Source organism: Bacillus cereus group sp. MYBKT14-1, from assembly GCF_051915185.1.
Lineage (GTDB): Bacteria > Bacillota > Bacilli > Bacillales > Bacillaceae_G > Bacillus_A > Bacillus_A cereus.
In genome coordinates this window covers 1-14,843 of record NZ_JBQAEF010000035.1, presented here as the reverse complement: position 1 = coordinate 14,843, position 14,843 = coordinate 1, and the positions used below count along the sequence as shown (strand labels likewise).

Genomic DNA, 14,843 nt, shown 5'->3' with positions numbered 1-14,843 from the left:
AGCGTTCATCCTGAGCCAGGATCAAACTCTCCAATAAAGTTAGTTTGTCTAGCATCTAAAATAAAAATTGACGTTTCACGTTGTTTGTTTCGTTTAGTTTTCAAAGTTCAATATCGCGTTTCAGCGACTTTTATAATTTAACATTTTGCGTTAAATCTGTCAACAACTTTTTTCTTTCGTTCCTGACGACGCTTATTAATTTACCATATTAATCATTTAATAGTCAACACTTTTTAAAAAAATGCCAAAATAATTTTATCTTGGCATGATATAAAGCTTAATAATCACTAATGCTGCCACACCCGGTAGACCTAATAAACTCGTTATTGCTGCTGTACCCATGTTAATTGGGATATGAAAATCAAAATATGTCCCTACAACATTTACGATAAAAAGCAATGCTATTCCTAAAGTAACATGAAAAATCACCTTACCTATAAAACGTAATGGCTTAGAGGCAACACCAAAAACAAGAAAAATAAATACTAAAGTAAGAATACCAACAATAATAATTGTAGAATTCATTTTTTCCTCCTTATGAATGACCTATACATCTATTTGTATGGGACAAGACAATAAAAAAGAACAGTTATCATATGCAGCATCTCTTTCATATAAACTAAATAAAACAATACCTCAGCACTTAAAAAACAAAATAAAAAGGCCTGCTTAGAAAGCAGAACCTTTTACCATTGTTCCATTTTTACAGGACGACGCTTTGCTTCTTTCAACAAAAAGAAATATTTCGCCTCTGCTATTTTCAAAGAACAAATGACATCTTGAGACGGTTCTACACTTTGTTCGACCATTCTCTTCTGACGTAACCACTCATTCTTCACTTTTTCCAAAAGTACAATTAACTTATCGTCATACTCTTTACGCAATTTACCCTTTTTTTGAAAGAACATTTTTGTTTCTCCTCTTATACTTCTCTGCGCCCTTCTAACGCTTTGGATAATGTCACTTCATCTGCATATTCTAAATCTCCACCAACTGGCAGACCATGTGCAATACGAGTTACTTTAATGCCTGTAGGTTTTAAGAGGCGGGAGATATACATCGCTGTAGCTTCCCCTTCAATATTAGGGTTTGTTGCTAATATCACTTCTTGTACCGTTTCATCATGTAGTCGCTTTAAGAGTTGCGGGATATTAATGTCTTCCGGTCCAATTCCCTCCATAGGAGAAATCGCACCACGTAACACATGATATACACCTTGATACTCTTTCATTTTTTCCATCGCGATTACATCTTTCGGTTCTTGCACGACACAAACAACTGATTGATCTCGATGTGAATCATTACAAATATAACAAGGATCACGATCAGTAATATGTCCGCATACAGAACAGTACGCTAAATCTCGCTTCGCATTTACAAGTGCTTTCGCGAAACCTAACACATCATCTTCTTTCATATCTAATACGAAAAATGCCAATCGAACCGCTGTTTTCGGTCCGATACCTGGCAACTTCATAAAACTATCGATTAGTTTTGATATTGGTTCTGGATAATGCATGTATCAATATCCTCCTAGAACATTCCACCTGGTAAGTTTAAGCCTTTTGTAAATTTACCCATTGTAGAGTTTGAAAGCTCATCAGCCTTTTTAAGTGCATCATTTGTTGCAGCTAATACTAAGTCTTGTAACATTTCGATATCTTCTGGATCTACAACTTCCTCTTTAATCTTCACTTCAAGAATTTGCTTGTGACCATTTGCAATAACTGTAATCATTCCGCCGCCAGCTGTACCTTCAACTGTTTTTTCACCAAGCTCTTCTTGTGCTTTCGCCATGTCCTTTTGCATCTTTTGCATTTGTTTCATCATGTTATTCATATTTCCCATTCCGCCACGCATCATAATTAATTCCTCCTAATTATTATTACTCTTTTATTTCAATGAGTTCTTGCCCTACTAACTTCACTGCCTCTTCTATAAGAGGGTCTTCCTTTTTCTCCGGGCTTTCTTCAGACTCTCCACCTTCACGTTGTAAAAAGTCTTCACGGATTTTACCCCATTCACTTTTTGGAATGGCAATCATATTTAACCTTTTACTTAGCAATTCAAATAAAACTTGTTCTACTGTATCCATAGCTTCTCGATTTTCGCTCGCCATCTTACAGTGAATCTCATATTGAAATGCTAAAACGTAAGTGTCATCTGAAGCTGCCACTGGTTCACTATTTTCTAGTAAAACGGCAAACGCTACTTTGTTATATGATTTAAGTCTTCCTAACAACTCACCCCATACAGCTTTTAATTGTTCTAAATCTTGACGCTTCGCTTGTTTTAATACTTCATTTACACGTCCGACAGGAATTTTCATACTTCCTGTTCGTACCGGTTTTGGTGTTGCACGTGTCTCTCTTACTTCCTGTTGTACACCAGCTGGCACACCGTTCTTTTTGACTTGCTCTAACTCTTTCTCCAGTTGCTGCATCCTGTTCATAATTGCTTGCAAACGATCTGTACCATTTGCTTGCATCATAAACTGTTGACACAATTGCACCATAACAACTTCTAAGAAAATACGCGGATGATTTGTCCACTTCATTTCCTGTTGTCCCTTACTAAGGGTATGAATAATCTCATAGATCACTTCCGGTTGCATTTCTTCACTCAACTTACGGAATTGATCATCTACAATTACTCGTTCCAACATATGTTCTAGTTGTGGTGAAGTTTGATATAAAAGCATATCACGATAATAGTAAATGAAATCCTCCATAAAACGAACTGGATCCTTCCCTTTACTCATCATTTCATCTATGATTTGCAATGCTCTTGATACATCATTTTCACGTATGCACTCTACTAAATTGCCTAAGTATTGCTGAGAAACAGATCCTGTTACGGCCAATACATCTTCTGTCGTAACAATCTCATCACTATAAGATATAGCCTGATCAATAAGACTAAGCGCATCACGCATACCACCTTCGGCAGCACGCGCAACAATTTGTAACGCTTCACCTTCCACTTGCGTACCTTCATTTGTCACGACCGTTGATAATCTCTCAACAATATCATTCACTGATATTTTTCGGAATTCAAAGCGCTGACAACGTGAAATGATTGTAGGTGGGATCTTATGAGGTTCTGTTGTCGCCAAAATAAAGATAACATGTCCTGGCGGCTCTTCTAAGGTTTTTAAAAGCGCATTGAATGCACCCATAGAAAGCATGTGAACTTCATCAATAATGTATACTTTATATTCTACAGCACTTGGAGCGTATTTTACTTTATCTCTAATATCTCGAATTTCATCTACACCGTTATTTGAAGCCGCATCAATTTCTAATACATCTGAAATGGATCCTTGTGTGATTCCTAAACAAGAAGGACATTCATTACAAGGTTCAGCTACCGGAGCATGTTCACAGTTAATTGCTTTTGCAAATACTTTTGCAATTGTCGTTTTTCCTGTTCCCCTCGGGCCAGAAAATAAATAAGCATGTGAAACTTTCTCTTGAAGAAGGGCATTTTGCAACGTTTTTGTCACGTGCTTTTGACCGACTACATCTTCGAACTTTTGCGGTCTCCATGTTCGGTATAACGCTTGGTATGACACGAAAATACGGCCTCCCTCAAAGGTTATTATCTCATTTATTATAACCCATTCTGTTTATAGATTCCAAAAGTTATTTTCTATACAAAAAACTCACCTTTGTATTAAGGTGAGTTTTGTATACATATATAACTGCCGTGCACCCTCCGTCGATTACGTACCATAAGCGTTACTCAAGCAGTTAGCTCGGTTCAGGCACTCCTGCGGCACACGAGAAGACCCGCTTATTGCTGCTTCCTTCCGGACCTGACAAGGTTCACGGGGTCCCGTTGCGCAGGACCCAAACGTCAACACCACTTACTTAAGGCAGACCTTACAGCAACATAACCTCGAGAGGGGATTCGGCCTCGCTAGAGCGGATTGCGAGTATAGGGCACCGCTACCTCCCCGCTTAGCACGGCAAAGTTAAAACCAATATTCGGTTGCCTTCATTAAAGGCATTATCAGTATAACTTGTTTCTTTAGAAAATGCAAATACGTTAGTTCCCAGTATTCTTCTCTAATTTTTTTATTGCTTTTCTTTTTTTACGAAGCTCTCTAAAAAAGTTTGTTAACAACGTACCGCATTCTTCCTCTAGTACACCAGATACTACTTCACATTGATGATTGAAGCGTTCATCCGTTAAAAGATTCATCAATGTCCCTGCACATCCGCCCTTCGGATCACTTGCACCATATACAACTCGCTTCACTCGTGATAAAACAATTCCACCCGCACACATTGGACAAGGTTCTAATGTTACATACAATGTTGCATCTTCTAAACGCCATGTCCCTAATTTTTTACATGCATCATCTATCGCTAGCAACTCAGCATGAGCTATTGATCTTTGCTCAGTTTCCCTTAAATTATGGGCAACACTAATTACCTCACCATCTAACACTATAACTGCTCCAATTGGTACTTCCTGTATTTCCTCTGCCTTTTTAGCTTCTTCTATCGCTAATTGCATAAAATAAATATCTTGATCTTGTTCCATAACATAGTCCTTTCATTACAAATAAAGTACACTTATTTCCATTTACTACACAGGGGATAACTTTTACAAATTCAATCCACCCTAAAAGAAAAAAGAGAGGGGATTACATATGAAAAATACCGCCTTGCTCATTATCGATATGATTAATGACTTTCAATTTTCCCACGGACCCATTCTAGCTAAAAAATGCGAAACTATAACAAACCCTATTTTACAATTAAAGAAAAAAATGAAATCCTTTGGCTATCCTATAATTTACGTTAATGACCATTATCAACTTTGGAGATCTGATATCGACCAACTTATTACTCATTGCACAAATGAATATAGCGAAAATATAATCCATAAGATTGCTCCAAGTTTTGATGAGTACATTTTTATTAAACCACATTATTCCGCTTTTTATGAAACACCTTTAAATTCATTACTAGGTTATTTAAAAATAGAAAATCTAATATTAACAGGGGTTGCCGGAAATATATGTATCCTATTTACAGCTAATGATGCTCATATGAGAAATTATAAATTGTATGTACCACAGGATTGTATCGCCTCTAACAACGACCAAGATAATATACATGCTTTAAAAATAATGGAAACTACATTGAAAGCAAATATAACATCATCAACCAAAATAAAATTTAATTAATACATATATCTATTTTCTAACTTTTTATATCAAATTAACCCGCTCGCTTCCCTCTTGTGCTACAATAATTCTGTTTTGTGTTTTTAGTAGTCACGGTAAATCACTGATTGAAAGGAGGAAACAGCGTGACCGGAGTACCATTTATCACGGTTGAAGGACCAATTGGTGTTGGAAAAACTTCACTTGCGAAGGAAATTTCAACTCACATGCAACTCCACTTACTAAAAGAGATTGTTGATGAAAATCCCTTTTTAGGAAAGTTCTATGAAGACATCGACGAATGGAGTTTTCAAACAGAGATGTTCTTTCTTTGTAATAGATACAAACAATTAGAAGACATTAACATAAAGTACTTGAATCAAAGGAAACCAGTAGTAGCGGATTACCATATCTTTAAAAATTTAATTTTTGCATCCCGCACATTAAAAGACTCTCAATATGACAAATACATGCAAATTTATCGTATCCTTACACAAGATATGCCTGTGCCAAATGTCATTGTTTATTTAACAGCTAGCCTAGAGACATTGCAAAAGCGAATCGCCATGCGCGGAAGAGAATTTGAAAAAAACATGGATCCAAATTACTTACTACAGCTCACAAAAGATTATGAAACAGCAATGGATGCTTTTAAAAAAGATCATCCGGAAATACCCGTATTGAAATTTAATGGCGACGATATGGATTTTGTAAAAAATCCTGATGATTTAAACGTTATCCTATCTGCCCTTCAAAATACTCTCTTAAAGGAGTCGAAATAATAATGAATTTAAGGCAAAAATATGATATACCCAATGACGCAGTAATCACTATCGCCGGAACAGTAGGTGTGGGTAAATCAACTATGACAACTGCATTAGCTAATGCTTTAGGTTATCGCACATCATTTGAAAAAGTAGATTCCAATCCATATTTGGACAAGTTCTATGCGGACTTCACTCGCTGGAGCTTCCACCTACAAGTGTACTTTTTAGCAGAACGATTTAAAGAACAAAAAAGAATTTTTGAATATGGTGGCGGTTTTGTTCAAGATCGTTCCATTTACGAAGACACTGGAATTTTCGCAAAGATGCATCATGAAAAAGGAACAATGACGGAAACTGATTATGAAACATACAAAGGTTTATTTGACGCTATGGTCATGACTCCTTACTTCCCTCATCCAGACTTATTAATTTACTTAGAAGGTTCTTTCGATGATATTGTCGATCGTATTCAAGAACGCGGGCGCCCAATGGAACAGCAAACACCAATTGAGTACTGGAAAGAAATGCATGGACGTTATGAAAACTGGATTAACAACTTTAATTCATGCCCTGTATTACGCTTAAATATTAATGAGTACGATATTTTAAAAGATGGTGATTCAATCGAACCAATCATAAAAAAAATTGGCCATTTTTTAAAACAAACACGTAAACTTGTAAAATAAAAAACCCGTGCATATGCACGGGTTTTCCTATTAAATTACTTCTTCTTTGTTGGAGCAATAATTTCACTCTCAGGTTTTCCTGCGTTAATGCGCTGACGAACAGTACTTGTACTAATATCGTATGCTTCAGCAATCTCTTTAACAGTCATTTCTTTCCCGTTAATTACTGCCGTTAATACTTTACCTGTACGTTTTGGAGCTGCTTCTTTCTTTACAGCTGCTTTTTTAACTTGTTTTGGCGCCTCTACTTTACTCGTAGCTGGTTTTACATCACAAGTACAACCACAAAGTTTACGGAATGTATCATCACTAATAATGCGTGATACGTTTGCACCACTGTTTAAAATTCTATTGTTCTTACAGACAGGACATTGTACATAATATAAAGTTTTTCCATCTAAAGGAAACGTTTGTATAATAAGATCCATGTTGACTCCTTTCATATCTATGAAGATAATCATCGGAATATGAGTGTGTAATAAGGACAAAATTACCTTACACCATACTTTATGATTGGTTTTAAAATAAAAACTCGTTACGTGTTGGTAACGAGTTCTCCAATCTCCACTTATATGCGCTGTTGTCAATTATATCTGGAGGAGGTAGAGGGATTCGAACCCCCGCGCGACTCTCGCCGCCTGTCGGTTTTCAAGACCGATCCCTTCAGCCAGACTTGGGTATACCTCCATATTGACATCAAATATAATATCAAAAGAAAAACAGTTAGTCAACCCTACTAAAATAAATTATGAGGAAAGGAAAATTTTACTTTCCCCTTCCTACATTACAGTACTGACAACGCTCATAATTACCAATCACTCATACCGATGAATGTTTAAATTTACTTAATAACTGTTTTTCCTCCCATATAAGGGCGAAGAACTTCTGGAATTATAATTGTACCATCTTCTTGTTGGTAGTTCTCTAAAATAGCTGCAACCGTACGTCCAATTGCAAGACCAGATCCATTTAATGTATGAACATGTTCTGGTTTTCCATTTGGTTCACGGCGGAAACGGATATTTGCACGTCTCGCTTGGAAAGCTTCAAAATTACTACAAGAAGAAATTTCACGATATGTGCCATAGCTTGGAATCCATACTTCAATATCGTATTTCTTCGCTGCTGTAAATCCTAAATCGCCTGTACACATGCTCATAACGCGATATGGCAACTCTAATAATTGTAACACGCGTTCTGCATCATTTGTTAACTTTTCTAACTCTTCATAAGAATCTTCTGGTTTTACGAACTTCACAAGCTCTACTTTATTGAACTGATGCTGGCGAATTAAACCACGTGTATCACGCCCAGCTGAACCTGCTTCAGAACGGAAGCAAGAGCTAAATGCAGCATATCTTATAGGCAATTGCTCTTTATTTAAAATCTCATCACGATGCATATTCGTTACAGGTACTTCAGCTGTTGGAATTAAGAAGTAATCTTCACTTTCAATACGGAATGCATCTTCTTCAAACTTTGGAAGTTGTCCTGTTCCTGTCATACTTGCACGGTTTACCATATATGGAGGTAATACTTCTTCATATCCATGCTCATCAGTATGAAGATCAAGCATAAAGCTAATTAAAGCACGCTCTAATCTTGCACCAGCACCTTTGTAAAATACGAAGCGGCTTCCTGTTACTTTCCCAGCGCGTTCAAAATCTAAAATTCCTAAATCAGTAGCAAGATCCCAATGTGGTTTTGGCTCATAAGTAAATTCTTTCACTTCTCCCCAAGTACGTGCTACTACATTATCATCCTCTGTTTCACCAACTGGAGCAGATTCGTGAGGGATATTTGGAATAGATAACATTAATCTTTCTAAGTCTTCTTCAACTGTACGAAGTTCGTTATCAAGATCCTTTACTTTTTCTCCAACTTCACGCATTTCTAAAATTAGAGCTTCTGCATCTTTCTTTTCGCGCTTTAATACAGAAATTTGTTGAGATACTTCGTTACGTTTACTTTTTAATTCTTCTGTCTGAACAAGTAATTCTCTTCTTCTCGTATCCAATTCTTCAAAACGTCCGAAATCAGTTAAATCTTCGCCTCTATGCTGTAATTTCGCTTTTACTTCTTCAAAGTTTGTACGTAAAAATTTAATATCAAGCATTATATACTCCTCCTTTTATTTTATAAAACACAAAAAACTCCCGTCCCTATATAAAGGGACGGGAGTTAACCCGCGTTGCCACCCTAGTTGAAAGCATTACCGCTTTCCTCTCAAGTAGAAATAACGGCTCTTCACCGGGAATGCTTACTAATCCAAAAGATATTCCACATTCCATTCCAGGATGGATTCACAAACTGTTTCTATCGATTTCCACCAACCATCGACTCTCTATAAGAAACGACATTTGTTACTATTTCCTATCAACACGCTTATTTTATAAAATTGTTACCATCAATTTACTATAATCTTATACAAGTTGCAAGTTACTTATACAACTTTTTTCATTTTCGCTTCTTTTACCATTTCAACAAAGTATGCTGTCACACGATGATCATCTGTTAATTCCGGATGGAATGAAGCAGCTAAAAACTGATCTTGTCTTACCGCTACCATTCGGTCACCATGCTTAGAAAGCACTTCAACATTATCAGCTACTTCTACAACATACGGCGCACGGATAAATACACCAACGAAGTCTTCACCCACGCCTTCAATTGAAAGCGCAGCCTCAAAACTATCCTTTTGGCGTCCGAACGCATTGCGCTCAACTGTAATATCCATAGCACCAATATGTGCTTCTTCATAGCCAATAAGTGTTTTCGCAAGAAGAATCATCCCTGCACATGTACCAAACATTGGTTTACCAGACTTTGCAAATGTACGAAGTGGTTCCATGAAAGCATACTTATCAATAAGACGGCGCATTGTTGTACTTTCACCGCCCGGTAAAATAAGACCATCAATCTCTTCAAGTTGCTCTATACGCTTTACAACAACAGCTTCTGCACCACTTGCTTCAACTGATTTTACATGCTCACGAACTGCACCTTGAAGACCTAGTACACCGATTTTCACCATTTTAAAGTTCTCCTTTAATTACCATCCACGCTCTTGCATGCGTTGTTCTGGTAATAACGTTGAAATTTCGACACCCTTCATTGCATTACCTAATCCTTTAGAAAGGCTTGCAATTAGTTCGTAATCTTCATAATGAGTCGTTGCTTCAACGATTGCACGTGCAAATTTCTCTGGGTTTTCTGATTTGAAGATACCAGATCCAACAAATACCCCATCAGCACCAAGTTGCATCATTAATGCTGCATCTGCTGGTGTTGCTACACCACCTGCCGCAAAGTTTACAACTGGTAAGCGACCAAGACGTTTAATTTCAAGTAATACTTCGTAAGGAGCGCCAGTATTTTTTGCATATGTCATTAACTCATCTTCACGTAGACTCGCAACTTGACGGATTTCTGCATTGACTTGGCGCATATGACGCACTGCCTCTACAATGTTTCCTGTTCCTGGTTCACCTTTTGTACGAAGCATAGATGCACCTTCTGCAATACGACGTGCAGCTTCTCCGATATCACGGCAACCACATACAAATGGAACTGTGTAATCACGTTTATTTAAATGGTATACTTCATCAGCAGGAGTTAATACTTCACTCTCATCGATATAGTCTACCCCTAATGATTCTAATACACGTGCTTCTACAAGGTGACCGATACGGCATTTTGCCATAACCGGAATTGACACCGCACCCATAACTTCTTCAACAATTGTTGGGTCTGCCATACGAGAAACGCCACCTGCTGCACGAATATCTGCTGGTACACGCTCTAATGCCATAACGGCAACTGCGCCTGCCTCTTCTGCAATTTTTGCTTGTTCAGCGTTAACTACGTCCATAATAACGCCGCCTTTTTGCATTTCTGCCATTCCACGTTTTACACGTTCTGTCCCTGTTACATTTGTCATGTACAAAAACCCCCCTAGGTGAATTGCTTTCCCCCGTTAAAGGCGAAAATTAAGAATACTCTTACATTCTACCACTAACTATCAGATGCTTGTCTACTACTTTTTCATAAAGTCGGTATGAAAAATAGGAATAAAAAAAAGCTCCTATCGTGAGGAGCTTTTAAAACCAACCTTTTACTGTATCAACAGCACTATTCCACATACCACTAAAGAATGAACCAATTCCGCGCATAGCACGAGTAAACCAGTTTGCTTCTTCTACTTCAGATGTCGTTACAAGATCCACTTGCAGTGACTTACCAGTTAAAAATCCAGGGTCGTTTGTATCTTTTGGCGTAATTACCATTTGACCAAGCGCAGCTCCCTTTTTAATAGGTGCTTCTTGTCCCTTACTTGATTCTTTTAATTCTGTTTTATAAACATCTTTACTTCCTTTTGGCACTGGAAGTGAAATAGCTTGTTTCGTTTGAACTGCTACATCTTTATCTTTCGCATTTTCTACTCGTACTGTTTCTTGTCCTTTTACTGAAGAACCTTTTTTATACATTTGTTTCACTTCAAAGTTAGCAAATCCATAATCATATAGCTTCTTTGTTTCATCAAAACGTGCTGTATGAGAACTTGTTTTAATAACTACAGAAATAAAACGCATTCCGTTTCTTTCAACCGTACCAGTGAAGCAATCTCCTGCTTCTGGAGTTGAGCCTGTTTTTAGGCCATCTACGCCATCATATTCTTTAACTAAGCCCTTTAACATCCAGTTCCAGTTCGACATTCCAAACTTCTCTTTTTCTGGACGGAATTCTTTTTTAGGGATTTTTGCTGTATCTAACACTTTTGGATAATCTTTAATTAAATGTTGTGCTAAAGTTGCAACATCCTTTGCAGACATTTTATTTTCTTCATCCGCTGTTGTTCCTTCAGGATGCATTCCCTTTAAATCTTTATTCGTTAAACCTGTAGAATTGACAAATTTATAATTTTTTAACCCTAGTTCTTTCGATTTGTCATTCATCATTTTTACGAAGTCTACTTCTTTACCTGCAATTGCTTCTGCTAATGCAATTGTTGCACCATTTGCAGAAAAGATTGCCATTGCTTCGTATAACTCTTTTACTGTATAAGAGCCACCATTTTCTAATGCAACATTTGATAATGAAGCATCTTGTGAAACCTTATATGCATATTCAGAAACCTTAATTTTCTGGTCCCACTTAAGTTTTCCTTTATCCACTGCTTCGTGAACTAAATATTCACTCATCATCTTTGTCATACTAGCAATGGATAATAATTCATCTGCATTCTTTTGATATAAAATTTTCCCAGAATTCGCTTCTACTAAAATTGCCGCACCTGCTTCAATGTTTAAAGCGGCTCCTGTTTCAGCTGATGCATTGCTATATGGCATAAAAATGCTACAAGCTAGTGTAAGCACTGTTACCAAAGCAATGAATCTTTTGCAAAACATACCTTTCACTTTTGCTACCCCCAATATCTATGTACTCACATAACCGTTATTCTAACATAATCAAAAAAAAATAGACAGAGATATCAAATCTCTGTCTATTTGTATATAAGACATTATAATGAGTAGTTTGGAGCCTCTTTTGTAATTTGTACGTGATGAGGATGACTTTCACGTAAGCCAGCACCTGACATACGAATGAATTGTGCATTTTCGCGTAAGAATTCTAAATCCTGTGCTCCGCAATATCCCATACCTGCACGTAAGCCACCAACTAATTGGTGAACTGTATCTGCTAAAGGTCCTTTATATGGCACTCGTCCTTCAATACCTTCTGGGACAAGCTTTTTATTACCTTCTTGGAAGTAACGATCTTTACTTCCTTTTTCCATCGCACCGACAGAACCCATACCACGATACACTTTAAATTGACGACCTTGGTAAATTTCAGTTTCTCCAGGGCTTTCTGCAACACCTGCAAACATGCTACCTAGCATAACAACATGTGCTCCTGCCGCTAAAGCTTTCACCATATCACCAGAGTACTTAATACCACCATCAGCAATAACTGGAATACCGTGTTTACGAGCTTCTGTTGCACAATCATAAACTGCAGTTAATTGTGGTACACCAACACCGGCTACAACGCGTGTTGTACAAATAGAACCTGGTCCAATACCAACTTTAACTACGTTTGCACCAGCTTCAATTAATGCTTTCGTTGCTTCAGCAGTAGCAACATTTCCAGCGATAATATTTAGTGATGGGTATTTAGCACGAACTTCTTTTACCTTATCAATAACACCTTTAGAATGTCCATGTGCTGTATCAAGTACAATTGCATCTACACTAGCTTTTACTAATGCATCGATGCGAAGCATAGCATCCGCTGTTACACCAACTGCTGCTCCAACTAATAAGCGTCCTTGCGTATCCTTAGCAGAGTTTGGGAATTCAATTACTTTTTCAATATCTTTTATTGTAATAAGCCCTTGTAATACACCGTTATTATCAACAAGAGGGAGTTTTTCAATTTTATACTTTTGTAGGATCTTTTCAGCTTCTTCCAGTGTAGTACCAACTGGAGCTGTAATTAATTGTTCTTTTGTCATTACGTCAGAAATTTTGATTGAGTAGTCTTGGATGAAGCGCATATCACGGTTTGTAATAATACCAACTAATTTTCGCTCATCTAAATTATTTACAACCGGTACACCTGAGATACGATATTTTCCCATAAGATGTTCTGCATCATATACTTGATGTTCTGGAGTTAAGAAGAAAGGATCTGAAATAACGCCGCTTTCAGAGCGCTTTACTTTATCAACTTGCTCTGCTTGTTGCTCAATAGACATATTCTTATGAATAATTCCTAAACCACCTTGGCGAGCCATTGCAATAGCCATGTCAGCTTCTGTTACTGTATCCATTCCTGCACTAATTAACGGGATGTTTAGCTGTAAGCTTTCAGATAAAACTGTTTTAACACTTACTTCTCTTGGTAATATATCTGACCTAGCTGGTACAAGTAATACATCATCAAAAGTCAAACCTTCTTTAACAAATTTAGATTCCCACATAATTGTTCCCCCTATGATACCAGAAATTATTATTAGTAGCTTATCAATTGGTTAAAATACTGTCAAGGACGTATATATATGTTAGAATTTTTAGACAATAAAAGGAGCGTAATATATGCATCAAACATCTTGTACTTGGCAGCAGTTAAGTTTCTTTTTTTCATCTCAAAACGTACAACGTTATCTTGCCCGTTGTTATGAAAAATCCTCTATTCAGGATGCAGAAAAAAAAAGTTTTGAAAATTGTTATCCCTTTATTTATTACTTAGAACACGGGAAAAATTATTATGAATTATATAAGACAGCTCCATTTTCCATTCAACCAATGTTGTTATTTTATGGAATTAGTCAACTGTTTAAAGCATGCCTACTAACTATTGACCCTAACTATCCTGAATCCACTACTGTTTTAGCTCATGGCGTTACAACTCGCAAACGAAAAAAACAAGGGTATCAATTTTTAGAAGATGAGGTGAAGGTACAAAAAAACGGATTGTTTACTCATGTTGCAGAACAACTGTTTCACATGAAACACTTAGAAGCAGAAAAATTTAACATGTTAGAACTAATGGGAAATATTCCAGAATTACAAAATTTATTTCGTTATAGTCAAAAAGGATCAACTTTATATAAAATTGATTCAACAATTAAAAATGAGCTCTCCTTTTCAGTCAACCTACTAGATCGATTACATATGACTAAAGAGAGATTTTCTCGTTACATTGAAACATCTTGTAAGCATTTATCAATACAACACGTACCTGAGAAGACTAATAAATCGAATTTACTTTTTACAGCGCCTATTCAATCATGGAATCCTATGTACAGTACTCCTTTATACTATGAACATCTTACTAATACTTATTATTTGCCACTTACGACTGACCCTAGAAATCCTAAGCCAATATTACCTGAACTCCTCATTCATTATTTATTGCTCTATAATTTAAGCATGATTTCTAGATATGAAACAGATTGGTGGTATGACTTACTTGGAAGTTATGGTTCTGAAGATTATCCATTTATTTATCAATTTCTAAGTATTTCTGCTCAAAAAATCCCTTACTATATTTCAAATTTTTTATTAATGGAACCAAATCTATTTCATGGGAAATAAAAAAACACAAGTCAAATGACTTGTGTTTTTAGTTGCTTGGCGACGTCCTACTCTCACAGGGACAAGGTCCCAACTACCATCGGCGCTAGAGAGCTTAACTTCCGTGTTC

At 36.8% G+C, this 14,843-nt stretch carries 16 protein-coding genes, 1 tRNA gene, 1 other RNA gene and 1 other annotated feature; of the genes, 4 read left to right on the top strand and 14 right to left on the bottom strand.

The window, feature by feature from the left end; all coding sequences use genetic code 11:
- Positions 1–255: 255 nt before the first annotated feature.
- From ACTFO4_RS30170 to tadA, 7 genes are all read right to left on the bottom strand, one after another.
- A complete protein-coding gene (locus ACTFO4_RS30170) occupies positions 256–525 on the bottom strand; it encodes a pro-sigmaK processing inhibitor BofA family protein (RefSeq protein ID WP_001089273.1) in 270 nt (89 codons plus the stop codon).
- Positions 526–686: 161 nt separating this feature from the next.
- Positions 687–908 carry a YaaL family protein gene (locus tag ACTFO4_RS30165; protein ID WP_000466019.1) on the bottom strand — a complete coding sequence of 74 codons (222 nt, stop codon included), beginning with the start codon at positions 906–908 and terminating at the stop codon, positions 687–689.
- A 14-nt stretch (positions 909–922) separates the two neighbouring features.
- Complete coding sequence (gene recR / locus ACTFO4_RS30160) at positions 923–1,519, bottom strand: recombination protein RecR (protein WP_000559169.1); 597 nt, start codon at positions 1,517–1,519, stop codon at positions 923–925.
- Positions 1,520–1,533: 14 nt separating this feature from the next.
- A complete protein-coding gene (locus tag ACTFO4_RS30155) occupies positions 1,534–1,860 on the bottom strand; it encodes a YbaB/EbfC family nucleoid-associated protein (RefSeq protein ID WP_014894853.1) in 327 nt (108 codons plus the stop codon).
- 25 nt (positions 1,861–1,885) lie between these two features.
- Positions 1,886–3,574, bottom strand: a complete 1,689-nt coding sequence (gene dnaX / locus ACTFO4_RS30150; RefSeq protein ID WP_017674202.1) for a DNA polymerase III subunit gamma/tau — start codon at positions 3,572–3,574, stop codon at positions 1,886–1,888.
- A gap of 132 nt (positions 3,575–3,706) precedes the next feature.
- An RNA gene (gene ffs, locus ACTFO4_RS30145) (signal recognition particle sRNA large type) lies at positions 3,707–3,971 on the bottom strand.
- Positions 3,972–4,050: 79 nt separating this feature from the next.
- On the bottom strand, positions 4,051–4,551 hold the full coding sequence (gene tadA / locus ACTFO4_RS30140) for a tRNA adenosine(34) deaminase TadA (protein WP_000434329.1): 501 nt from the start codon (positions 4,549–4,551) through the stop codon (positions 4,051–4,053).
- 109 nt (positions 4,552–4,660) lie between these two features.
- Here tadA and ACTFO4_RS30135 point away from each other — a divergent pair, with 109 nt between their 5' ends.
- The 3 genes from ACTFO4_RS30135 to ACTFO4_RS30125 all read left to right on the top strand — a co-directional run bounded on the left by ACTFO4_RS30135 (position 4,661) and on the right by ACTFO4_RS30125 (position 6,632).
- A complete protein-coding gene (locus ACTFO4_RS30135) occupies positions 4,661–5,200 on the top strand; it encodes an isochorismatase family cysteine hydrolase (RefSeq protein WP_000798724.1) in 540 nt (179 codons plus the stop codon).
- Positions 5,201–5,325: 125 nt separating this feature from the next.
- Positions 5,326–5,961 (top strand): deoxynucleoside kinase, encoded by a 636-nt coding sequence (locus tag ACTFO4_RS30130; RefSeq protein WP_000148218.1) that lies wholly within the window; start codon positions 5,326–5,328, stop codon positions 5,959–5,961.
- A gap of 2 nt (positions 5,962–5,963) precedes the next feature.
- Positions 5,964–6,632 (top strand): deoxynucleoside kinase, encoded by a 669-nt coding sequence (locus ACTFO4_RS30125; RefSeq protein WP_001053585.1) that lies wholly within the window; start codon positions 5,964–5,966, stop codon positions 6,630–6,632.
- A gap of 35 nt (positions 6,633–6,667) precedes the next feature.
- On the opposite strand, the gene ACTFO4_RS30120 is transcribed toward ACTFO4_RS30125, so the two are convergent.
- The 7 genes from ACTFO4_RS30120 to guaB form a co-directional block, all read right to left on the bottom strand.
- Positions 6,668–7,060 carry a DUF3797 domain-containing protein gene (locus tag ACTFO4_RS30120; protein ID WP_000364193.1) on the bottom strand — a complete coding sequence of 131 codons (393 nt, stop codon included), beginning with the start codon at positions 7,058–7,060 and terminating at the stop codon, positions 6,668–6,670.
- A gap of 166 nt (positions 7,061–7,226) precedes the next feature.
- A tRNA-Ser gene (locus tag ACTFO4_RS30115) sits at positions 7,227–7,319 on the bottom strand.
- A gap of 154 nt (positions 7,320–7,473) precedes the next feature.
- Positions 7,474–8,748 carry a serine--tRNA ligase gene (serS, locus tag ACTFO4_RS30110; RefSeq protein WP_000884187.1) on the bottom strand — a complete coding sequence of 425 codons (1,275 nt, stop codon included), beginning with the start codon at positions 8,746–8,748 and terminating at the stop codon, positions 7,474–7,476.
- A 51-nt stretch (positions 8,749–8,799) separates the two neighbouring features.
- Positions 8,800–9,021: a binding site (T-box leader), on the bottom strand.
- Positions 9,022–9,075: 54 nt separating this feature from the next.
- Positions 9,076–9,666, bottom strand: coding sequence for a pyridoxal 5'-phosphate synthase glutaminase subunit PdxT (gene pdxT, locus ACTFO4_RS30105; protein WP_000238785.1), 591 nt, complete (start codon positions 9,664–9,666; stop codon positions 9,076–9,078).
- A gap of 18 nt (positions 9,667–9,684) precedes the next feature.
- Positions 9,685–10,572 (bottom strand): pyridoxal 5'-phosphate synthase lyase subunit PdxS, encoded by an 888-nt coding sequence (gene pdxS / locus ACTFO4_RS30100; RefSeq protein ID WP_000186165.1) that lies wholly within the window; start codon positions 10,570–10,572, stop codon positions 9,685–9,687.
- A 160-nt stretch (positions 10,573–10,732) separates the two neighbouring features.
- Entirely contained in the window at positions 10,733–12,040 is a 1,308-nt protein-coding gene (gene dacA, locus ACTFO4_RS30095; protein ID WP_124749816.1) for a D-alanyl-D-alanine carboxypeptidase DacA, read from the bottom strand.
- Positions 12,041–12,153: 113 nt separating this feature from the next.
- Positions 12,154–13,617 (bottom strand): IMP dehydrogenase, encoded by a 1,464-nt coding sequence (guaB, locus tag ACTFO4_RS30090; protein ID WP_119682817.1) that lies wholly within the window; start codon positions 13,615–13,617, stop codon positions 12,154–12,156.
- A 115-nt stretch (positions 13,618–13,732) separates the two neighbouring features.
- On the opposite strand from guaB, the gene ACTFO4_RS30085 reads away from it, so the two are divergent.
- Positions 13,733–14,734 carry a YaaC family protein gene (locus ACTFO4_RS30085; RefSeq protein WP_119682816.1) on the top strand — a complete coding sequence of 334 codons (1,002 nt, stop codon included), beginning with the start codon at positions 13,733–13,735 and terminating at the stop codon, positions 14,732–14,734.
- Positions 14,735–14,843: the final 109 nt, after the last annotated feature.